The organism is Jiangella endophytica (assembly GCF_003427025.1).
Lineage (GTDB): Bacteria > Actinomycetota > Actinomycetes > Jiangellales > Jiangellaceae > Jiangella > Jiangella endophytica.
On the sequence record NZ_QVAI01000001.1, the window covers coordinates 754,350 to 776,051 of the forward strand.

Sequence of the window (21,702 nt, forward strand, 5' to 3'; positions counted from 1 at the left end):
ACGCCCTGAACCGGCCACACGGGGTCCGGAATCCGCGCCGTGCGCCGTAAGGGCGAGCCCGTACGCCGGCGGAGTGCCGTGACCCGCCGAGGTGCTCCCGAGTCCGCGTGGTGCGCCCTGCGAGCGACGTGAGCCGCTGCTCCGGCCGGCTGCCGCGGACGCACCGACCCCGAGGAAGTCGGCAGAGCGGCGAACTCACCGAGTGCGCCTGCGATTGGCCTCGACGTGCGGTTCACCTCCGCGGTCCGTACCGGCCGGTTGGGCACGGACCTGCTCGGAGCGGCGATGCTCGGCGTGTCCGAGACCCTGTCCGCCGCGATGCGCGCCTGGGTGTCGTTCTGCGCCGCCGGAGACTCGGCTGTCCCCGCTACTACTGGACGACTGGCGCACCCGGGTCTGGGCACTCCCTCCGGCGGCGCGCCCGGGCCGGCGGCGGCCTCCGGCGTGATCGGGGATCACGAGTCCGGCTGCCGGACGGGACTGCGGTCACAGGCTGCTCGCCAGACTCACCGGCTGCTCCCGGCCGACAACGGCTGGCAAGGTTCTGCCCGGGCCGCGACCCCGCGCCACGAGTGCAGCCCTGCGGGGCACAGGTCGCGCCCGACCCCGGTGCCTCAGGCGCCGGCCCGAGGCCCGGCCAGCGACCGGCCCGGAGGCCAGGCCGGCGATCGGCCAGCCCGTCCGAGGCCTGGCCGAACGCCCTGGCCACGACGGGACTGTGCGCGCCGGGCCCGGCGCCGAGGCCGCAGGTCAGCGCCTCCCGGCCAGCCAGTCGCGGCCGACCCGCTCCTCGATCCTCGCCGCCTCGGTCAGCCCCTGGTGCACCGCCTGCTCGATCTTCCCGCCGACGAGGGGGACCGACGCCTTCAGCAGGCCCTTGATCGTCAGGACGGTCGAGGCGCCGCCGTTGGCGACCAGGGTCATGGTGCCGGTGGCCTTGACCGGCGCCCCGGACATCTCCAGTGCGATGCTGCCTTCACGCGACCCGTCGGCGGCCGCCGGTCCCCAGATGTCGCGCTGCTTGATGTCGATGGTCTCGCCGACGAACCGGCGGACGAAGTCGGGGACGTCGGGCGGCATCACCCGTAGCAGGTCGATGGTGACGCGGTCGCCGTCGCGGCGGACGGTGACTTCGTGCCGGATCGCGTTGGCGGCCATGGTCTTCTTCTCGATGTAGGCCTCGTCGGTCAGCATCGCGAAGACCGCTGCCGGATCGGCGTCGAAACGCAGCTCGCTGTACAGGTCCATGGCTCCACATCCTGACCCATACGCTGTCGAGGTGACACCCGACCAGGAGATCAGCCCTCCGTCCGCACAGTTCGGCGAGGACGGTGCCCGGCTCAGCTACGGCACGTACCTGCGTCTCACGCAGCTGCTCGACCAGCAGCGTCTCGAGACCGATGCTCACGACGAGCTGCTGTTCATCACCATCCACCAGGTGTACGAGCTGTGGTTCAAGCAGCTGCTGCACGAACTGGAGTCGGCCCGGCAGGCGATGTTCGACGACCGCCTGTGGTGGGCCCGGCACCTGCTGACCCGGGTGCACGAGATCGAGCGGATCCTGATCGAGCAGGTCGGCGTCCTGGAGACGATGACGCCGCAGGACTTCCTTCAGTTCCGCGCCCGGCTGGCGCCGGCCAGTGGCTTCCAGTCGGTGCAGTTCCGTGAGCTGGAGTTCCTCTCCGGCGCGAAGGACGCGGCGTTCCTGCGGCGCTTCCGCGGCCTGACGGAGGACGAGGCGGCGCGGTTGAACCGCCGTCTCGACGAGCCCACCCTGTGGGACGCGTTGGTGGCGGTGTTGCGCGCCCACGATCTCGCGGCCGGCACGGACGACGAGGTCAGCGCCTCGCTGCGGACGGCGGCGCACGACCGCGGCGGTTTCGGCGACGTCTGGGAGCTGGCCGAAGGGCTGATGACGCATGACGAGCTGGCCGCCGGATGGCGGGCCCGGCACGTCACGATGGTGGAGCGGATGATCGGGACGAAGACCGGCACCGGCGGTTCGTCGGGCGCCTCCTACCTGCGCAGTCGCCTCGACTTCCGCTACTACCCGCTGCTCTGGGAACTGCGCTCCTGGCTCTGACCGACCCCCGGATCCCGTGAGTTGATCAAGGAATGAGGGGTCCGGGCAGCGGGCTCGATGGCGAGCTACTAATGTTCTGAGAGGTTCCGCACAACGACGTGTGGAGTCTCGCTCCGGGGGTTGGTGGAACATGCGTAATCGGCTCGACGAAGCCAAGTCAGAGCTCCTCGCCAAAGCTGCTTCGGTCGGCGACCGCGGGAGCCGCGACGAGGACGAGGCCTTCCTTCGCCGGTACTACCGGCACGTCGCCGCCGAGGACCTCGTCGACCGCGACGTCGTCGACGTGTACGGAGTCGCCGCTTCGCACCGGCGCTCGGCCCAGCTCCGCCCGCAGGGCACCGCGGTCGTCAACGTCTACACGCCGACCATCGACGAGCACGGCTGGGCGTCCGGGCACACCATCGTCGAGGTCGTCATCGACGACATGCCGTTCCTGGTCGACTCCGTCACCATGGCGCTGGCCGAGCACGACCACGCCCTCCGCCTCGTCGTGCACCCGCAGCTGGTGGTCCGCCGCGACATCACCGGCCAGCTGGCCGAGATCCTCGACCTCAACGAGAACGACCCGCGGCGCGACGCCGACACCGTCGTCGAGTCGTGGATGCATGTCGAGATCGACCGCACCGACGACCCCGACGACCAAGCCGCCATCGAGCAGCTGCTGCGCGACGTCCTCCGCGACGTCCGCGAGGCGGTCGAGGACTGGCCGCGCATGCGCCAGCGGGCCATCGACATCGCCGACGAGCTGCAGAGCCCGCCGTCGTCGATCACGCCGCCCGAGGCCGACGAGGCCCGCGAGCTGCTGCACTGGCTGGCCGACGACCACTTCACCTTCCTCGGCTACCGCGAGTACCAGCTCGACGAGGTCGAGGGCGAGGACGTGCTGCGCGCGGTCACCGGCACCGGCCTGGGCATCCTGCGCTCCGACCAGGACCTGTCCGGCTCGTTCGGCAAGCTGCCGCGCGAGGTGCGGGCCAAGGCGCGCGAGAAACAGCTGCTGGTCCTGACCAAGGCCAACTCGAAGGCGACGGTGCACCGCCCGGCCTACCTCGACTACGTGGGCGTCAAGTCCTTCGACGAGTCCGGCGAGGTCGTGGGCGAGCGGCGCTTCCTGGGCCTGTTCACGTCGGCCGCCTACACCGAGAGCGTCATGCGCATCCCGGTGCTGCGGCGCAAGGTCCAGGAGGTCATCCAGCAGGCCGGCTTCGCGCCGTCCGGGCATTCCGGCAAAGACCTGCTGCAGGTGCTCGAGACGTATCCGCGCGACGAGCTGTTCCAGATCCCGGTCGAGGAGCTGCTGCCCACCGCGCTCGCCGTCGTGCACCTGCAGGAGCGGCGGCACCTGCGGATGTTCGTCCGCCGCGACGACTACGGCCGCTACCTGTCGTTCCTCGTGTACCTGCCGCGCGACCGCTACAACACCGACGTGCGCGAGCGCATCCAGCGGCTGCTGCTGGCCGCCACCGAGGGCGACTCCATCGACTTCACCGCGCGCGTCGGCGAGGCCGCCCTGGCCCGGTTGCATTTCGTCGTGCGCATGAGGCGCGACCAGGACCTGCCCGGCATCGACATCCCGGCGCTGGAGAAGCAGCTGGTCGGCGCCACCCGCTCGTGGACCGACGAGCTGTCCGACGCGCTGGCCGAGCAGGTCGGCGAGGAGGGCGCGGCGAAGCTGCTGCGCCGCTACCGCCAGGGCTTCCCCGAGGGCTACAAGGCCGACTTCCCGGCGCGGACGGCAGTCGCCGACGTGCGCCGCCTCGAGGAGCTGCCGGCCGAGGACGGCCTGGGCATGAACCTCTACCAGCCGGTCGGCGGGCTGGCCACCGACCGCCGGTTCAAGATCTACCGCACCGGCACGCCCATCTCGCTCACCCAGGTGCTGCCGATCCTGTCGCGCATGGGCGTCGAGGTCGTCGACGAGCGGCCGTACGAGATCATCCGGCGTGGTCACGACGCCGAGTCCACGGCGTACATCTACGACTTCGGGCTGCGCTACCGCGGGCTGCGCGCCACCGAGGCCGACCGCCTCAAGGTGCTGTTCCAGGAGGCGTTCGCCGCGGTCTGGCGGGGCGACGCCGAGAGCGACGGGTTCAACGCACTGGTGCCGCAGGCCGGGCTGTCGTGGCGACAGGCGTCGATCCTGCGCGCGTACGCCAAGTACCTGCGCCAGACCGGCACGACGTTCAGCCAGAACTACCTCGAGGAGGCGCTGTCCGGCCACGTCGAGGTGGCACGCATGCTCGTCGACCTGTTCGAGATCCGGTTCGACCCCGAGCGCTACGACGAGGGCGACGCCGGCCGGGCGGCCCGGCAGTCGGCCGCCGACCAGGTCACCGAGCGCATCGACGAAGCCCTCGACCAGGTCGCCAGCCTCGACCAGGACCGCATCCTGCGCTCGTTCCTGCGGCTGGTGAAGGCGACGCTGCGGACCAGCTACTACCGCACCACCGTCGGCGGTCCGCAGACGGTGACCAGCTTCAAGCTGGACTCCCGGTCGCTGCCGGACCTCCCCGATCCGAAGCCGATGTACGAGATCTGGGTCTACTCGCCCCGGGTCGAGGGCGTGCACCTGCGCTTCGGTGCCGTCGCCCGCGGCGGGCTGCGCTGGTCCGACCGCCGCGAGGACTTCCGCACCGAGATCCTCGGCCTGGTCAAGGCACAGGCGGTGAAGAACTCCGTCATCGTGCCGGTCGGCGCGAAGGGCGGTTTCGTCGGCAAGCGGCTGCCCGATCCCGCCGTCGACCGCGAGGCGTGGCTGGCCGAGGGCGTCGAGTGCTACAAGACGTTCATCCGGGCCATGCTCGACATCACCGACAACCGCGCGGCCGACCGCAGCGTCGTCGCGCCGCCGAAGGTGGTCCGGCACGACGGCGACGACCCCTACCTGGTGGTCGCGGCCGACAAGGGCACCGCGGCGTTCTCCGACATCGCCAACGACGTGTCCAAGGAGTACGGCTTCTGGCTCGGCGACGCGTTCGCGTCCGGCGGGTCGGCCGGCTACGACCACAAGGCCATGGGCATCACCGCCCGTGGCGCCTGGGAGTCGGTGCGACGGCACTTCCGCCAGCTGGGCCGCGACATCCAGGCCGAGGACTTCACGGTCGTCGGCATCGGCGACATGTCCGGCGACGTGTTCGGCAACGGCATGCTGCTGTCCGAGCACATCAAGCTGGTGGCCGCGTTCGACCACCGGCACATCTTCCTCGACCCCGACCCCGACCCGGCCGAGTCCTACGCCGAGCGCCGCCGCCTCTTCGAGCTGCCGCGGTCCAGCTGGAACGACTACGAGCCCAAGCTGATCAGCGAGGGCGGCGGCGTCTACCCGCGCACGGCGAAGACGATCAAGCTGTCGGCGGAGGCCAAGCGGGCGCTGGGCATCGACGCGTCGGTCGAGACGGTGACGCCGCCCGAGCTGATGCACGCCATCCTCGGGGCCCCGGTCGACCTGCTGTGGAACGGCGGCATCGGCACGTACGTGAAGGCGTCGGCGGAGTCGCAGGCCGAGGTCGGCGACAAGGCCAACGACGCCATCCGCATCGATGCCAGCGACCTGCGTGCGCAGGTCGTCGGCGAGGGCGGCAACCTCGGCCTCACCCAGCGCGGCCGCATCGAGTTCGCTCTGAAGGCACCGTCCGGCGGCCGAATCAATACGGACGCCATCGACAACTCCGCCGGCGTCGACACCTCCGACCACGAGGTCAACATCAAGATCCTGCTCGACGGCGTCGTGCGGGCCGGCGACCTCACCGAGAAACAGCGCAACGAGCTGCTGGCCGACATGACCGACGAGATCGCCGACCTCGTGCTGGCGAACAACTACGGGCAGAACATCGCGCTGGCCAACGGCGTCTTCCAGGCGCCGAACCTGGCCCACGTCCACCGCTCCTACCTCGCCAAGCTGGAGAGCCAGGGCAAGCTCGACCGCGCCCTGGAGGCGTTGCCGACCGACCGCCAGCTGGCCGAGCGCATGGCCGCCGGCAAGGGCCTCACCAGCCCGGAGCTGTCCGTCCTGTTCGCGTACACCAAGAACCTCATGTACGAGGAGCTGCTGGCCGGCGGCATGCCCGACGATCCGTACCTCGGCGCCGCGCTGCACGCGTATTTCCCGAGCGCGCTGCGCGACACCTACGGCGAGGTCATCGACGACCACCCGCTGCGTCGCGAGATCATCTCGAACGTCGTGGTCAACGAGCTGGTGAACACCGCCGGCACGACGTTCGCCTACCGACTGGGCATGGAGACCGGCGGGACGGTCGAGGACCTCGCCCGCGCACACACCGTCGGTGGCGTGGTCTTCCAGGTCCCGGACCTCATGGTCGCGATCAAGGAGCTGGACAACGTCGTGTCGTTCGACGTCCAGACCCGGATGCGGCTGGAGGCGCGGACGATCACCGAGCGGGCGACCCGCTGGCTCACCGTCAACCGCCGGCCACCCATCGACATCGCCTGGCAGATCGGCTTCTTCGAGGAGCCGATCGCCCGGCTGCTGGTCGCACTGCCCGAGGTGCTGTCGGGCCGTGAGCTGGACCTCTACCACGAGCGGCTCGAGTCGCTGGCGGCCGACGGCGTGCCGGAGCCGCTGGCCAATCGGGTGGCGGTGCTGCCGCCGGCCTACGCCGGGCTCGGGATGGTCGAGAACTCGCTGGCCACCGGCACCGACCTGCTCGAGGTCGCGCGGGTGCACTTCACCCTCGGGGCGTTCCTCGAGCTGGGCCGGCTGCTCGAGCGGATCATCTCGCTGCCGCGGCGCGACCGCTGGCAGACCATGGCGCGCGCCGCCCTCCGCGACGACCTCCACGCGGTCCAGGCGGCGCTGACGGCGCAGGTCATCCAGCACACGCACGAGGAGGAGGCGCCGCAGCACCGCGTCGAGGCGTGGGCGGGGCAGGACGAGGTCGTCGTCGCCCGGACCCAGGACATGCTGCGCGAGATCGTCGAGGGCGACAGCTTCGACCTCGCCCGGCTCTCGGTCGGCCTGCGCGCCGTCCGCGGGCTGCTGCGTCCCGACGCCACGTAGGTCCGCTTCGCACGGACGACGACGGCGGCCACCCCGTGGTGCCTGGGGTGGCCGCCGTCGCCGCGGCCGTCAGCGGACGGGGACGAGCTCCGGCTCGTCGGCGTCGCGGGTGGGGCCGTCGCCACCGATGTCCGCGTCGCTCAGGTACACCTCGGGCCGGCCCTCGACGTGCAGCTGGGGCAGACGGCGCTCCAGCCACGATGGCAGCCACCAGTTCGCCCGTCCGAGCAGGTGCATGACCGCCGGGACCAGCAGCATGCGCACGACGGTGGCGTCGACCAGGATCGCCGCGGCCATGCCGACCCCGATGACCTTGAGGAACACCTCCGGGCTCGGGATGAACGCCGCGAACACCGCGACCATGATCGCCGCCGCGGCCGTGATGACCCGGCCGGTTCCGGCCAGCCCCTCGACGATGGCGCGGGCGTTGTCGCCGGTCCGCGTCCACGCCTCGCGCATGCGGCTGATCAGGAACACCTCGTAGTCCATCGAGAGTCCGAACAGCACCGCGAAGACCAGCACCGGGATGAACGCCGGCATGGGCGTCTCGGTGTCGATGCCGATCAACTGCCCGGCCCAGCCGCCCTCCAGCACCAACGCCACCACCCCGTACGCGGCGGCGACGGAGAGCAGGTTCATCAGCGCGGCGGTGATCGGGATGACGATGCTGCGGAACGACACCAGCAGCAGGATCATCGACAGCAGCACGACACCGCCGATGAGCAGCGGCAACCGTTCGGCCGTGTTCTCCGTCGAGTCGATGGACGTGGCCGTGACGCCGCCGACGTGCACCTCGACGCCGGCGCCCGGGAGCACGTCGTCGCGCAGGGTGTGCACGAGGTCCTCGGTCGCGGCGTCCTGCGGGCCGGTCGTCGGCAGGACGGTGATCAGCGCGGCGTCGTCGGCCTCGTTGACGACGGCGGGCATGGCGACGGCGACGCCCGGGGTCGCGGTGACCGCGTCGGTGAGCGCCGGCAGCGCCGCTTCGTCGCCGGGGTCGTCCAGGTCCGCGACCAGCAGCAGCGGGCCGTTCGCGCCCGGTCCGAAGCCCTCGGACAGCAGGTCGTACGCCTGCCGCGACGTGCGGTCCTCCTGGTTGTTGCCGGCGTCGGGGAAGCCGAACCGGACACCCAGGAACGGCGCCGCGAGCGCGAGCAGCAGGCCGACACCCACCACCGTCGCGATGATGCTGTGCCGGTCGACCAGCCGGCCCCAGCGCAGCCAGGTCCGCGACGGCTCGACGTGCCCGCCCGCGGCCAGCTCCGCCGTCCGCCTGCGGCCCAGCGGCAGCCGGAGCCGGTCGACCCAGCCGCCCCAGAAGCCGAGCAGCGCCGGGAACAGTGTCGCGGCGGCGGCCATGACGACGAGGACGGCGACGATCGTGACCAGCGCGGCGCCCTGCATGAACGACAGGCCCATCGCGAACAGGCCGAGCATGCTGACCATGACGGTGCTGCCGGCGACCATGACCGCGCGGCCGGCGGTGTCGAGCGTCGCGACGGTGGCCCGCTCCGGGTCCAGCCCGGCGGCGCGCCACTCGCGGAACCGCGTCACCATGAGCAGGACGTAGTCGATGCCCAGCGCGATGCCCATCATCGTCGCCAGCGCCGTCGACCAGTCCGGCACGTCGACGACGGCGGCGACCAGCCCGGTCAGCATGCCGCTGAGGGCCAGCCCGGCGATCGCGACGATCAGCGGCAGCCCTGCCGCGACCACCGAGCCGAACGTGATGAGCAGGATCACCGCGGCTGCCGCCATGCCGATCGCCTCGGAGCCGATCTCGCCCTGCTCGGCCAGCGCGACGGTCTGCCCGCCGAGCGCGATCTCCAGCCCCGGCCGCTCCGCGGCGTCGGCCATGGCCAGCAGTTCCTCGGTCTCCTCGACCGGCATGTCGTCGGGCAGGACGACGTCCAGGTTGACCGTCGCGACGAGGATGTCGCCGTCCTGGCTGATCCCGCCCGGCGTCGTGTACGGATCATCCACGGCGACGACGTGCGGCTGTGTCCGCAGCTCGTCGAGCAGCGTGGTGACGTCGGCCTGGACCGCGGGATCGGCGACGCCGCCGTCCGCCCGCACGACGACGTCGATGGTGTCGCCGGACTGCGCCGGGAAGCGGTCCTCCAGCAGGTCCTGCGCCTGGCGCGAGTCCGAGCCGGGTGCGGAGTAGTCGGCGGTGAAATCGCCGGAGAAGGCGGCCGACAGCCCGAACGCGGCCGCGATGGCCAGCACCCAGGCGCCGACCACGACACCGCGCCGCCGATAGGCGACGCCGGCCAGCCGGCCGAGCACGCCGGGTCGCAGGGGAGCGCCGGAGTGGCCGTTCCCGCCGGAGTGGCCGTTCCCGCCGGCGTGATCATCTGCGTCGCGCCGGCCGCTCCCCTTGGACCGGCCGCCCCCGCTGGGCCGGTCCCGGGAGTCGGCTCGGTCGTCGGTGTCGCGCCAGCCGGCCGTTGCCGGTCGGCTCGCGGCGTCGGGTCCGTCGGGTCGGTCGGCCGGGCTGAGGTGGCCGGCCGCCTCGGTCTCGTCAGCCGTACCGAGGTGGTCGTTCGTCTTCGGCTGGTCCGCCGCGCCAACCCCGGGAGGCGTCGCGGACCGGTCTGCGTCGTCAGTGGTGGTGGGCTCGTTCATCGTCCTGCCCCTCGAAGCGTTACGTGACGTAGCGTTAGAACTGTTACTCGACATAACAAACACGAGGCGGCTAAACTTGTCAAGAGGCTTCACATCTGTGAAAGTGCTTCACGCATTGCCGCCGTCGTGACATCACAAGGAGGTGGGCGCAGATGGTCGGTCAGATCCCGCAGCCCGGTCGCGAACCGGAGCGACCGCCGTCGCGGCGCGAGCGCGCTCGCGCCGCGACCATCGAGGAGATCAAGCAGACCGCGATGGGCCTGATGCGCGAGCAGGGCACCACCGACTTCCGGTTCTCCGACATCGCGCGGCTCATGGGCATGACGGCGCCGGCGCTGTACCGCTACTTCGCCGACCGCGACGAGCTGCTCACCGCGCTCATCGTCGACGCCTACGACGACCTCGGCGATGCCGTCGCGGAGGCGCGCGACCAGATTCCCGTCGACGATCCCGGCGGCCGCTTCGCCGCGGTCGCGCAGTCCTATCGCCGCTGGGCGCGCGAGGAGCCGCAGCGGTTCGCGCTGATCCTCGGCCTGCCGGTGCCGGGCTACCACGCTCCCGAGGAGGGGCCGACGTCGGAGGCGGCGAAGCGCGCGATGGCGCAGCTCAAGTCGCTGTTCTACGAGGCCATCCAGGCCGGCGTCCTCCGTCGACCCATGCTCACCGACGACGACGGCAGCATCACCCGCATGCTCGCGGAGCACCACAAGGTGAAGGACACCCCCATCGATGGCCCGCCGGTGCCGCCGGAGACGTTCCAGGCCATGCTGCACTGCTGGGCGAGCATGCACGGCTTCACCAGCCTCGAGGCCTACGGGCACCTCGACTGGCTGCCCGACGAGGTGCGCGACGCCGTTTTCGAGTCCAGCATCCGGCTGGTCGCCAGGGTCGCCGGCCTGCCCGAGCCCGGTGGCCTGCCCCGACTGAGCGACGACTAGGCCGCGAGTGCGTCCTGCCAGGGGACGGCGCCGGCGACCAGCGCCCGCGCCCGCAGCAGCTCCCGCGGCGACCGCCAGCCGAGCACGCCGACGACCCGCTCGCCCCGTCCGTAGACCGCGACGAACCGCCGTTCCTCCAGCGATCCGCTGAGCACCGCGAACCGGTCGGCCCCGGCGGTCTGGCCGTAGGCCTGGATCTTGGTGTCGTACTGGTCGCTCCAGAAGTACGGCACCGGTTCGTACGGCTGCCCCGCGCCCAGCATGGCCCGCGCCGCCGCCATCGCCTGTTCGGTGGCGTTGGTCCGGTGCTCGATCCGCAGTCTCGTGCCGTGCGTGCGGTGGAACCAACGGGCGACGTCACCGGCGGCGAACACCCCCGGTCCGGCCTGGCACATGGCGTCGCACCCGACGCCGTCGGCGAGGTCGAGCCCGCTGCCGTCGAGCCAGCCGGTCGCCGGGGCGGTGCCGATCGCCACCAGCACGCAGGTCGTGCTCAGCGACGTGCCGCCGGCGAGCCGCACCCCGGTGACCCGGCCGTCGTCGTGGTCGATGCCCCGCACCGTGACGCCCAGGCGGAGGTCGACGTCGTGCTCGGCGTGCAGCTCCCCGAGCAGACGCGCCACGTCCGGCCCGACCTGACGGACCATGGGTGCGGGCGCGGGGCCGACGAGGGTGACGGGGATGCCCAGGCCGCGCAGCGTCGCGGCCGCCTCCGCCCCGAGGAACCCGGCGCCGATCACGACCACTCGCCCGGCGGCATGCGCCGCCTCCTTGAAGGCGAGGGTGTCGTCGATGGTCCGCAGGACGTGGACGCCGCGCAGCCCGTCCGTCCCCGGCCACGTGCGCGGGCGCACGCCGGTGGCGATCAGCAGCCGGTCGTAGGCGACGTCGGCGCCGCCGGCGCGCACCGTCCGCCCGGCCGGGTCGAGGGCCGTCGCCGCCACGCCCAGGTGGCAGGCGATGCCCAGTTCGTCGTACCGATGACGGGGGAGCAGCTCGAGCCGGTCCGCCTCCCACGCCCCGGAGAGCAGCTGCTTCGACAGTGGCGGCCGGTCGTAGCCGAGGTGGGGTTCGGCGCCGATCACGACGACGTCGCCGTCGAACCCGTCGGCCCGCAGTGACTCCGCCGCCGTCAGGCCGGCCGCCGAGGCGCCGACGACGACGATGCGCCGCGGCGGCGCCGTCACGCCTCGACCAGGATCGCGCGCGCCGGGCAGAGCCGGGCGGCGAGCTGGACGTCGTCGGTCAGTCCGGCCGGAGGGTCGGTGTCGAGCAGGACGGCGAGCCCGTCGTCGTCCTGGTCGAAGACGTCGGGGGCGGCCATGACGCACTGCCCGCCGCCGACGCAGCGGTCGATCTCGACGATGATCTTCACGGCTGCTCCTCCCAGGTCACCGGCAGCGCGGTGAGACTCAGGAACGCGTACTCCTTGATCGACAGGGAGTCGTCGTCCGCGGCCAGGCGCAGCGACGGGATGCGGCGGAGGACGGTCTCGATGACGGTCTGGAGCTCGACCCGCGCCAGCGGCTGCCCGAGGCACTGGTGCACGCCGTAGCCGAAGGCGACGTGGTGCCGCGCCTCGCGATGCAGGTCGAACCGGTCCGCGTCGGCGAAGGCGCCGGCGTCGCGGTTCGCGCCCGCGACGGCCGTGATGACGCCGTCACCGGCCTCGATGACATGACCGCCGATCTCGATGCGTTCCGTCGCCACGCGCGTCGGTGAGATGTGGAAGATGCTGATGTAGCGCAGCAGTTCCTCGACGGCGCCGGGCACCAGCGACGGGTCGGCCCGCAGCTCGCGCAGCTGCTCCGGGTGGCGCAGCAGGGTGGCGATGCTCATCGCGATCATGTTGGCCGTGGTCTCGTGGCCCGCCGTGATGAGGAGCCGGACCGCCGCGATGAGCTCCTCCCGGCTGACGGTGTCGCCGCCGAGCTGATCGGCGACGAGCTCGCTGACGAGGTCGTCGGCGGGCTCGTGCTGCTTGCTGGCGATCAGCGCGTCGGCGTAGGCGAGCATCTCCTCGGTCGCGTGCAGGACCTCCTCGGGCGGCGTCGTCAGCGTGTTCCGGCGGTGGTCGAGCGCCTGGATGCGATGACGGTCCTCGAACGGCATCCCCAGCACCCGGCAGATCGTGCGCGCCGGCACCTCCAACGCCAGCGCCGGCACGAGGTCGGCGGGTGGGTCGGCCGCCAGCAGGTCCGACACCAGCTCGTCGACGATCTGCTGGACCATGGGCCGGAGGGTCTCGACGCGCTTGACCGCGAAGTACCTGGTGAACACCCGCCGCAGCCGTCCGTGCTCGGGCGGGTCCATCGTGATGAAGGTGCGGCCGGACCGCTCGAGCGCCTCGCGACCGGCGGTCGGGAACGGGAAGCCCGGATGCCCGCGGTCGGCGCTGATCCTCGGGTCCGCCAGCAGCGACCGCACCGCGTCGTAGCCGGTGGCCAGCCACGCCGTCCGGCCGTCCCACAGCCGCACCTGTGCCAGGCCGCCGTCGTCGCGGATGGTGGCGTATCCCTCGGGCGGGTCGAACGGTGTCGGCCGCGTCATCGGAAAGGTGGGCAGGGACTCGGAGGTCTGGGTCACGATGTCACCTCGCTGGTCGGTGCGGTGCGCGTTGCCGGATTCAGGACGTGCGGACGGACCCCGCGCTGGACGAAGTCGAGGGCGATCCGGGCCGCCGTCGTGCCCAACTGCTCCTCCGAGCCCTGGGAGTACCAGGCGACGTGCGGGGTGACGACGACGTCGGCCCGGTCGAGAAGGGCGGCCTGCGGGGTGATGTCGAGCTCGTCCTCCAGGACGTCCAGCCCGGCGGCCCGGACGGTGCCGGCGTCGAGCGCCTCGGCGAGCGCGGCGGTGTCGACGAGGCCGCCGCGAGCGGTGTTGACGATCACCGGTGCCCGGCGCATCCGCGCGAACGCGGGACGGTCGAGCAGGTGGTGGCTGCCCGCTGTCAGCGGTGCGTGCAGGCTGATGACGTCGCTGGTGGCCAGCAGCTCGCCGAGGGAGACCGGCAGGACTCCGGCGCGGTCGAAGGACTCGCGGCCGATGAAGGGGTCGTGGGCGGCGACGGTCATCCCCAGCGCGTGCGCGCGTACGGCCATCGCCGTGCCGATCCGGCCGAGCCCGACGATGCCGAGGCGGCTGCCACGCAGGCGCATGACGGGCGGGCGGTCGACGGAGATCCAGTCGGACCGCGTGGACGCCTGGAAGTGGGCGAGCCGGCGGGTGGCGGCGAGCATCAGCAGGACGGCGTGGTCGGCCACCTCGTCGGTCGCGTAGTCGGCGACGTTGGTGACCATGACGCCGAGCTCGGTCGCCGCGTCCAGGTCGATCCGGTCGGTGCCGACGCCCGCGCGCACGACCAGGCGGAGCCGGGGCAGCGACGCGAGCAGCGCCCGCGAGACCTGCGCGCCGCCGACGACCAGGGCACCGGCACCGGCGGCGTCGGCGAGTGCGGCCGCGTCCGGTTCGTCCGGCAGGACCACGTACGGCGCGGCGGCCTGCTCGAGCGTCCGCAGCGCGGCGGGGAGGAATGGCGATGCGGCCGCCCAGACAGCGATCACCGTCGTGCCGTCCTGGCGCGCCGAGACACCCGCGCAGGCGTGGCATGTCGTTCCATGACCGCAACCTAATGTTGCCTCCATCGGGCGTCAAGGTTCGAATTGATGGTCGGACATGCCTGATGACAGCGCTCTTGTGGGCGGTGTCGCGAGCGGCGGCGAACATGGAACGGTGTGCAACATCGCCCGTACTGCAGCCGTCCTGGCTGTTTCGGCCCAGGTCGGGGACCCGGTCGGCCGTCGTCGTGCCAGGAATCTCAGCTGCAGCGCGTACCCTTGTGCGACGTGGCAGCACGTGACGTAGACGCCGAGATCGCGGAACTCTCGCAGACCCTGGCCAGCATCGAGGACGTACTCGAGCCGGAGAAGATGCGCGAGCGCATCACCGACCTCGAGGCGCACGCTGCTGCGCCGGACCTGTGGGACGACGTCGAGCAGGCGCAGCAGGTCACGAGCCAGCTGTCCTATCTGCAGGCCGAGCTGCGCAAGGTCACCGAGCTGCGCCAGCGCATCGAGGACCTTCCGGTCATGGTCGAGCTGGGCCGCGACGAAGGCGACGCCGACGCGATGGCCGAGGTCGAGCGCGAGATCGACGACCTCCGCAAGGTGATCTCCGATCTCGAGATCCGCACGCTGCTGTCCGGCGAGTACGACGAGCGCGAGGCGGTCGTCACCATCCGGTCCGGCGCCGGCGGCGTCGACGCCGCGGACTTCGCCGAGATGCTGCTGCGCATGTACCTGCGCTGGGCCGAGCGGCACGGCTACAAGACCGAGGTCCTCGACACCTCCTACGCGGAGGAGGCCGGCCTGAAGTCGGCGACGTTCGAGGTCAAGGCGCCGTTCGCGTACGGCACGCTGTCCGTCGAGGCGGGCACGCACCGGCTGGTGCGCATCTCGCCGTTCGACAACCAGGGCCGTCGGCAGACGTCGTTCGCGGCAGTCGAGGTCATCCCGCTGATCGAGACCACCGATCACGTCGACATCCCCGAGACCGACATCCGCATCGACGTGTTCCGGTCGTCCGGTCCCGGCGGGCAGAGCGTCAACACCACTGACTCCGCCGTCCGCATCACCCACCTCCCGACCGGCCTGGTCGTGTCGATGCAGAACGAGAAGTCGCAGATCCAGAACCGCGCGGCCGCCATGCGCGTCCTGCAGTCCCGGCTGCTGCTGCTGCGCCGCGAAGAGGAGCAGGCGCAGAAGAAGGAGCTCGCCGGCGACGTCAAGGCGTCGTGGGGCGACCAGATGCGTTCCTACGTCGTCCACCCGTACCAGATGGTGAAAGACCTGCGCACCGAGCACGAGGTCGGCAACCCGCAGGCCGTGTTCGACGGGCAGATCGACGACTTCCTGGAGGCCGGCATCCGCTGGCGCAAGCAGCAGGAGCAGGCCGAGGAACAGTGAGCGCGATTCCCCTTTCCCCTGTGGGACCAGCCGCCGCCGGAACCTCGCGGCCGGCGCCGCTCCTGCAGCCGTACGGGAACCTTCGCGGCGCCACGCCGCGTTGGTTCTCCCAGCGTGCGGTGTCAACCGGACGTACACTCACAGACGAGCTTCAGGCGGTCAGGGCCATCGCAGGAGCGTCTGACATCCACATCGGCGAGGCATCGTGATCCTTTTCGACAACGTCAGCAAGTTGTACCCGACGCAGAACCAGGCAGCGCTCGAGAGCCTGACCCTGGAGATCGAGAAGGGCGAGTTCGTCTTTCTCGTCGGGCCGTCCGGGTCCGGAAAGTCGACCTTCCTCCGGCTGACGCTGCGCGAGGACAAGCCGACGGCGGGCCGCATCCGCGTCGCCGGCAAGGACCTCCACCGGCTGTCGAACTGGAAGGTCCCGCACCTGCGCCGCCGCATCGGCACCGTCTTCCAGGACTTCCGGCTGCTGCCGAACAAGACGGTGTTCGAGAACATCGCGTTCGCGCTGCAGGTCATCGGCAAGCCGCGCCGCCAGATCAACCGCGACGTCCCCGCCGTCCTCGAGCTCGTCGGGCTCGACGGCAAGGAGGACCGGCTGCCCGACCAGTTGTCCGGTGGTGAGCAGCAGCGCGTCGCCGTGGCCCGCGCGTTCGTCAACCGGCCGTTGATCCTGCTGGCCGACGAGCCCACCGGAAACCTCGACCCGGCCACCAGCGTCGGCATCATGAAGCTGCTCGACCGCATCAACCGCACGGGCACGACCGTCGTCATGGCCACGCACGACCAGTCCATCGTCGACCAGATGCGCAAGCGCGTCATCGAGCTCGAGCACGGCAAGCTGGTCCGCGACCAGTCGCGCGGCGTCTACGGCTACACCCGCTGACGCCGCCCTTCGTCCCGAACCCGCCGACCCGGAAGAAATCATGCGCTTCCAGTACGTCCTGTCCGAGATCACGACCGGCTTGCGCCGCAATCTGACGATGACCATCGCGCTCGTCATCGTGGTGGCCATCTCCATCGCGATGCTGGGCGCGGGCCTGCTGATCCGGTCCCAGGCCGAGACCACCAAGGGCTACTGGTACGACCGCATCGAGATCTCGGTGTTCATGTGCAACGAGTACTCCACCGGGGCCGGGTGCGCCGACGGTGCCGTCACCGACGCGCAGCGCGACACCATCCGGCAGACGCTGGAGTCGCACCCCGAGGTCGACGAGGTCTTCTACGAGAACCAGGAGCAGGCGTTCGAGCGGTTCAGCGAGCAGTTCGACGACTCCGACATCGGCGGCATCATCACGCCCGACCAGCTCCCCGAGTCGTTCCGCGTCGCCCTGCAGGACCCCGAACAGTACGACGGCGTCGTCTCGGCGGTGTCCGGCCTGCCCGGCGTGCAGGAGGTCACCGACCAGCGGCAGCTGCTCGAACCGCTCTTCCGGACGCTCGACGGCTTCCAGCTGGTCGCGTTCGCCATCACCATCATCCAGATCGTCGCGGCGGTCCTGCTCATCGGCAACACGATCCGGCTGGCCGCGTTCAACCGCCGCCGCGAGACCGGCATCATGCGCCTGGTCGGCGCGTCGAACTTCTACATCCAGTTGCCGTTCATCCTGGAAGCGGCGATCGCAGGTCTGCTCGGCTCGGTCCTGGGCATCATCGCCCTCTTCGTGGGCGTCGAGCTCATCGTCGGCCGGTTCATCGCGCCCAATCTCCAGTTCACGTCCTGGGTCGACAGCGCCGACGTCTGGGCGGCCACGCCATGGCTGCTGGTGGCCGGCGTGCTGTTCTCGATGCTGGCGTCGTTCGTCACCCTCCGCCGCTACCTGCGGGTCTAGCCTCGCCCGTTGATCATGGGCGGACACGTGTCATGAGGCCTTCTCCCGCTTCACCAGGCATGCGTTCCTGGTGAGGCGGGAGTTCGCGATGCTCCGCGAGATCATTGCGGCCGGCGGGTGGATCGGGACCGCGGCTGCGATGCCCGAGGCCTGTCCAGACTCGCCCCGTCGCCCTGATGGCTGCCACGTTCCTGGCCGCGGTGCCGTGGGTCACGCGGCCGTCGTCGGCGCGAAGCGCCTCCAGAGTCCGCTCGAGGCGCGGCTGCACAGACGCGTCCTTGGCAAGGTCCAGTGTCGCTTGGCCGTCCGACTCGTCCCGGTTTGCGGGGCGGTGAACCTTGCCAAGATGACCGGCCCGCATGAGGCCTCCACTGGAGGCGCTGATGGCGGCGTCGACCGAGCCGCGAGTCGTCCGAAGAGGGACTCGTCCGGGCGAGGACGAGGCGCGCCGTTCGGCTGTGCACGCGGGTCCTGATCCCGCCGGGAACGCGCCGCGCCAGCCGACCCCACGGGCCGCCGGTGGCGGCATCCGGCGCCACCGGCGATTCGCGAAAGATGCCCGTCTTGTGCGCTCGCCTGCGGAAATGACAGTCATGTAGTTAACGCGGCCTGCTTCGCGGCCAGAGTGAATGGTGTTACGGTCTTGCACGAGTGGTGCGAAGGGGGCCGCTGTGAAGGCTGTGACAAGAGAGACGTCGTGGGCGCGACGGCTGACCGTACTCGCCGTCACCGTCGGCGTTCTCTGCACCGGTCTGAGCCAGTCCTGGGCCACGTCGGACGCGGAGCGCCGGCTGAAGGACACCCAGAACAGCCTGGAGCACGCCCAGGACCAACTCGCCCACTCCACCCAGGCGCTCGCCGACGCTACGGCGGCCTATCAGGCGGCGTCGGCGCAGTTGCCGGCCGCGGAGGCGACCCTGGCCACCGCTCAGCAGGGCCTGGCCACGGCAGAACACGAGCTCGAGGTCGCGCGCGGCGAGGTCGCCGCGGCACGGGCAGCCGACGAGGCCGCGGCCAAGAAGCTGGCCGAGGCCGAGCAGAAGGTGAAGGACCAGGTCGCCAAGATCGACGACGTCACGGAGCGGATCGACGGCAAGCGGGCGTCGATCAGCCAGGTCGCCGTGCAGGCGTACACCCGCGGCGTCGGCGCCGACCTCGCCAGCCTCACCATCCTCATGCAGGCGGACAGCATGGACGCGCTGGCGGCCCGCGCCGCGGCGTCGTCGTCGGTGCTGACCGCCGAGAACACCATCCTGACCGACCTCAAGGACGACCGCGTCGAGCTCGCCAACGAGCGGGTCGTCCTCGAGGACCTGGAGGCGGCGGCCGAAGAGGCCCGCCAGCAGGCCGCGGCGACGCTGCAGACGACGGAGCAGCGCGAGCAGGAGGCCGAAGCGGCCCGAGCGACGGCTCAGGCGGCCAACGACGCCGCCACCGCGGCGAAGGCCGAGGTCGATCAGCTCGTCTCCGCCCGCGACGGAGCCATGACGGCGGCCCAGGCGGCGCAGGTCGAGGACCAGCAGCAAACGGCGGTCTGGGCGGCCGAGCGGGATCATATCGAGGCCGAGATCGCCGAGATCCAGCGCCGGCAGCAGGAGCAGGCCGAGCAGGAACAGGCCGAGCAGGAGCAGGCCGAGCAGGAGCAGGCCGAGCAGGACGACGGCGGCGGCGGTGGCAACGGCGGTGGCGGCGGCGGTGGCGGCGGCGGTGGCGGCGGCGGTGGCGGATCCGTCACGCTGGCCTTCCCGACCGCGAACCCGTACGTCACGTCGCCCTATGGCATGCGCGTCCACCCGGTCACCGGCATCTACAAGCTGCATGACGGCACCGACTTCCGGGCCTACTGCGGCACGCCGATCCGCGCGGCCGCCGCGGGCACCGTCGAGTGGGCCTATTACCGCGGCGCTTACGGCAACCAGGTGGCCATCAGCCACCGGCGGATGGTGTCGACGTACAGCCATCTCTCGCGGTTCGCCGTCAGCGACGGGGAGAGCGTCTCGCAGGGCGAGATCATCGGCTACTCCGGCACGACCGGCAGCTCGACCGCCTGCCACCTGCACTTCATGCTCTACGTCGGCGGCGAGCGCGTGAACCCGATGAACTACCTCGGCAGCTAAACGCAGTCGTCTCCAGGGCCCCGGAAGTGCGATCCTTGGGGCATGGCACGAGAGCGCGGACGCACCGTGGTGGCCCAGAACCGCAAGGCCCGCCACGACTACCACATCGACGACACCTACGAGGCGGGCATCGTCCTGACCGGCACCGAGGTGAAGGCGTTGCGGGCGGGCAAGGCGTCGCTGGTCGACGGGTTCGCCGAGGTCCGCGACGGTGAGGTCTGGCTGCGCAACGTGCACATCCCCGAGTACGACCTCGGCACGTGGAACAACCACGCGCCGCGCCGCTCCCGCAAGCTGCTGCTGCGCAAGGACGAGATCAGCAAGTTGATCGGCAAGACCCGCGAGACCGGGTTCACGCTGGTGCCGCTGTCGCTGTACTTCAAGGACGGCTACGCGAAGATCGAGCTGGCGCTGGCCCGAGGCAAGAAGGCCTACGACAAACGGCACACCCTGGCCGAGCGTGAGGCCAAGCGCGAGGCCGAGCGCGCCATGGCCAACGCTCGCCGCAAGCGCTGAGCCCGCGGTGAGCCTGCGGCGGCGGGTCCCGACGGTGTCAGCCCTGCTCCTGGCGGGGGTGCTGCTGGTCGCCGGTTGCGGCGGCACGGCGAACCCGGCGCCGTCGCCGTCCGTGCCACCCACCTCGGCCACCGCCACGCCGACGCCCACACCGGCGCCGGCCTGGCCGCTGACCGGCCTGCCCGCACCGTCGGCCGCCGACGCCGCGAAGCCGGCCCTGGTCGTGAAGATCGACAACACCGCGTCGTCGGCGCCGCAGCTCGGGCTGTCGTCCGCCGACCTCGTGGTCGAGGAGCTGGTCGAGGGCGGGCTGACCCGGCTGGCCGCACTGTTCCAGTCGACGATGCCGCCCGTTGCCGGGCCGGTTCGGTCGGTGCGCACCACCGATGCCGGCATCGCGCTGCCGGCCGGCGGCGTGCTGGTCGCGTCCGGTGGAGCGGAGCGGGTGCTCCGCGCGCTCGACAAGGCCGGCGTGACGGTCCTCACCGGCGGCGGCAACGGCCTGTCCCGCGACCACAGCCGGCCGGCGCCGTACAACGTCATGCTCGACCCCGCCGAGGCGTTGGCCGATCTGCCCGCGGGTGCCGGCGTCCCCACCGGCGCGTACCTGCCGTGGGGCACGCCGCCCGCGGGCCGGCCGGTCGGCGGCGCCGAGGTGACGTTCTCCGCCGCCCGCACCTCGAGCTGGACGTGGTCCGACGGCGTCTGGGTGCTCGACGGCGACCACGCGGCCGGCGGCGACCGCTTCGGCCCGGCGACGGTGCTGGTGCTGCGGGTCGCGCTCCGCGACGCCGGCTACGAGGATCCGGCCGGCAATCCGGTCCCCGAGACCGTCCTCGTCGGTTCCGGCGCCGCGACGCTGCTCACCGCCGGCGCCGCGGTCGACGGCACGTGGTCCAAGGAGTCGGTGGCGGCGCCGCTGACGCTCGCCGACGCCGCCGGCGCGCCGCTGCACGTGCCGCCGGGCCGGGTATGGATCGAGCTGGTCCCCGACTCCGGTTCGGTGACGCTGCGCTGAGTCGCGAAAGTGCGAGGTAAGTCCCGCGCAAGCGGTCGCCTCGACACTCGTGGTCGTCACGTCAGACCCATGAGCTGGAGGACCACATGACTCAGCGACGATCGACCGGCAGGTTCCGGCGGCGCCTCGCCTTGGCGGGTGTCGCGATCGCCCTGGTCGGCACGATCTTCCCGGCCAGCGCGGCCGCGTACCCGACGAGCCTGCGGCCGGGCGACTCGGAGCTGTGTTACGTCAGTCCGGGCGACCGGCCCTCGTGGATCAGCGAGAGCACCAAGAACAACGCCGGCTCGGCGACCTTCTACGAGCGTGGCGAGATCCTGGAGGTCACGGACACCGCGTCGAACGGGTGGCGCACCGTCGCCCTGTTCAGCTGGTGCGAGGGCGGGCTCTACGGCATCGGCACCTTCCGTTCCTACCTGCACCGCGACAGCGGACCCAACGAAGGACCGACGGACGTCCAGAGGTACGACTTCGAGTTCGCCGAGGGCCGGATGGTGCTCCTCACGGTCTGCGAGAAGAAGGACGGCCGGTTGCGCAACTGCTCGCCGACGGTGCGGATGGGCTCCGCCTGACGCGC

At 71.4% G+C, this 21,702-nt stretch carries 16 protein-coding genes; 10 read left to right on the forward strand and 6 right to left on the reverse strand.

The features are described from left to right. Nucleotides 1-750: 750 nt before the first annotated feature. Nucleotides 751-1,248: a DUF2505 domain-containing protein gene (locus DZA62_RS03385; RefSeq protein WP_116947322.1), complete on the reverse strand. Its 498-nt coding sequence runs from the start codon at nt 1,246-1,248 to the stop codon at nt 751-753. Between the two features lie 31 nt (nt 1,249-1,279). Here DZA62_RS03385 and DZA62_RS03390 point away from each other — a divergent pair, with 31 nt between their 5' ends. Together DZA62_RS03390 and DZA62_RS03395 are read left to right on the forward strand one after the other, a co-directional pair. Next, the gene (locus DZA62_RS03390; protein WP_198663363.1) at nt 1,280-2,083 is read left to right on the forward strand and encodes a tryptophan 2,3-dioxygenase; all 804 of its coding nucleotides are present in this window, start codon (nt 1,280-1,282) and stop codon (nt 2,081-2,083) included. Nucleotides 2,084-2,213: 130 nt separating this feature from the next. Next, on the forward strand, nt 2,214-7,100 hold the full coding sequence (locus DZA62_RS03395) for an NAD-glutamate dehydrogenase (RefSeq protein ID WP_116947324.1): 4,887 nt from the start codon (nt 2,214-2,216) through the stop codon (nt 7,098-7,100). 69 nt (nt 7,101-7,169) lie between these two features. Here DZA62_RS03395 and DZA62_RS03400 read toward each other — a convergent pair whose 3' ends face one another. Then, complete coding sequence (locus tag DZA62_RS03400) at nt 7,170-9,728, reverse strand: MMPL family transporter (RefSeq protein WP_157987438.1); 2,559 nt, start codon at nt 9,726-9,728, stop codon at nt 7,170-7,172. 152 nt (nt 9,729-9,880) lie between these two features. On the opposite strand from DZA62_RS03400, the gene DZA62_RS03405 reads away from it, so the two are divergent. After that, nucleotides 9,881-10,666 carry a TetR/AcrR family transcriptional regulator gene (locus tag DZA62_RS03405; protein WP_116947326.1) on the forward strand — a complete coding sequence of 262 codons (786 nt, stop codon included), beginning with the start codon at nt 9,881-9,883 and terminating at the stop codon, nt 10,664-10,666. Here DZA62_RS03405 and DZA62_RS03410 read toward each other — a convergent pair. Genes DZA62_RS03410 through DZA62_RS03425 form a run of 4 tightly spaced genes read right to left on the reverse strand, consistent with a single transcriptional unit; the run spans nt 10,663 to nt 14,232 of the window. Continuing rightward, entirely contained in the window at nt 10,663-11,853 is a 1,191-nt protein-coding gene (locus DZA62_RS03410) for an NAD(P)/FAD-dependent oxidoreductase (protein ID WP_116947327.1), read from the reverse strand. The genes DZA62_RS03405 and DZA62_RS03410 overlap by 4 nt on opposite strands. Continuing rightward, complete coding sequence (locus tag DZA62_RS03415; RefSeq protein ID WP_408618073.1) at nt 11,850-11,990, reverse strand: ferredoxin; 141 nt, start codon at nt 11,988-11,990, stop codon at nt 11,850-11,852. Before DZA62_RS03415 ends, DZA62_RS03410 begins: the two co-directional genes overlap by 4 nt. 47 nt (nt 11,991-12,037) lie before the next feature. Further along, complete coding sequence (locus DZA62_RS03420) at nt 12,038-13,252, reverse strand: cytochrome P450 (protein WP_198663364.1); 1,215 nt, start codon at nt 13,250-13,252, stop codon at nt 12,038-12,040. Continuing rightward, a complete protein-coding gene (locus DZA62_RS03425) occupies nt 13,249-14,232 on the reverse strand; it encodes a C-terminal binding protein (protein ID WP_157987439.1) in 984 nt (327 codons plus the stop codon). Before DZA62_RS03425 ends, DZA62_RS03420 begins: the two co-directional genes overlap by 4 nt. 282 nt (nt 14,233-14,514) lie before the next feature. Here DZA62_RS03425 and prfB point away from each other — a divergent pair, with 282 nt between their 5' ends. The 7 genes from prfB to DZA62_RS03460 all read left to right on the forward strand — a co-directional run bounded on the left by prfB (nt 14,515) and on the right by DZA62_RS03460 (nt 21,697). Further along, on the forward strand, nt 14,515-15,633 hold the full coding sequence (gene prfB / locus DZA62_RS03430) for a peptide chain release factor 2 (protein WP_116947330.1): 1,119 nt from the start codon (nt 14,515-14,517) through the stop codon (nt 15,631-15,633). 205 nt (nt 15,634-15,838) lie between these two features. Beyond that, nucleotides 15,839-16,528 carry a cell division ATP-binding protein FtsE gene (gene ftsE / locus DZA62_RS03435; RefSeq protein ID WP_116947331.1) on the forward strand — a complete coding sequence of 230 codons (690 nt, stop codon included), beginning with the start codon at nt 15,839-15,841 and terminating at the stop codon, nt 16,526-16,528. A 40-nt stretch (nt 16,529-16,568) separates the two neighbouring features. Beyond that, complete coding sequence (ftsX, locus tag DZA62_RS03440; RefSeq protein ID WP_116947332.1) at nt 16,569-17,474, forward strand: permease-like cell division protein FtsX; 906 nt, start codon at nt 16,569-16,571, stop codon at nt 17,472-17,474. 671 nt (nt 17,475-18,145) lie between these two features. Next, nucleotides 18,146-19,591, forward strand: a complete 1,446-nt coding sequence (locus DZA62_RS37135; protein WP_269813840.1) for a M23 family metallopeptidase — start codon at nt 18,146-18,148, stop codon at nt 19,589-19,591. 42 nt (nt 19,592-19,633) lie between these two features. After that, on the forward strand, nt 19,634-20,107 hold the full coding sequence (gene smpB, locus DZA62_RS03450; RefSeq protein ID WP_116947333.1) for an SsrA-binding protein SmpB: 474 nt from the start codon (nt 19,634-19,636) through the stop codon (nt 20,105-20,107). Between the two features lie 7 nt (nt 20,108-20,114). Continuing rightward, nucleotides 20,115-21,125, forward strand: coding sequence for a DUF3048 domain-containing protein (locus DZA62_RS03455; protein ID WP_198663365.1), 1,011 nt, complete (start codon nt 20,115-20,117; stop codon nt 21,123-21,125). A gap of 86 nt (nt 21,126-21,211) precedes the next feature. Further along, the gene (locus DZA62_RS03460; RefSeq protein ID WP_157987440.1) at nt 21,212-21,697 is read left to right on the forward strand and encodes a hypothetical protein; all 486 of its coding nucleotides are present in this window, start codon (nt 21,212-21,214) and stop codon (nt 21,695-21,697) included. Nucleotides 21,698-21,702 lie beyond the last annotated feature (5 nt).

Bases quoted from the DNA above. Each gene is read 5' to 3' on its own strand.
- DZA62_RS03385 (WP_116947322.1), bottom strand. From the start codon at position 1,248: ATGGACCTGTACAGCGAGCTGCGTTTCGACGCCGATCCGGCAGCGGTC.
- DZA62_RS03395 (WP_116947324.1), top strand. From the start codon at position 2,214: ATGCGTAATCGGCTCGACGAAGCCAAGTCAGAGCTCCTCGCCAAAGCT.
- DZA62_RS03400 (WP_157987438.1), bottom strand. From the start codon at position 9,728: ATGAACGAGCCCACCACCACTGACGACGCAGACCGGTCCGCGACGCCT.
- DZA62_RS03405 (WP_116947326.1), top strand. From the start codon at position 9,881: ATGGTCGGTCAGATCCCGCAGCCCGGTCGCGAACCGGAGCGACCGCCG.
- DZA62_RS03415 (WP_408618073.1), bottom strand. From the start codon at position 11,990: ATGGCCGCCCCCGACGTCTTCGACCAGGACGACGACGGGCTCGCCGTC.
- ftsX (WP_116947332.1), top strand. From the start codon at position 16,569: ATGCGCTTCCAGTACGTCCTGTCCGAGATCACGACCGGCTTGCGCCGC.
- smpB (WP_116947333.1), top strand. From the start codon at position 19,634: ATGGCACGAGAGCGCGGACGCACCGTGGTGGCCCAGAACCGCAAGGCC.
- DZA62_RS03460 (WP_157987440.1), top strand. From the start codon at position 21,212: ATGACTCAGCGACGATCGACCGGCAGGTTCCGGCGGCGCCTCGCCTTG.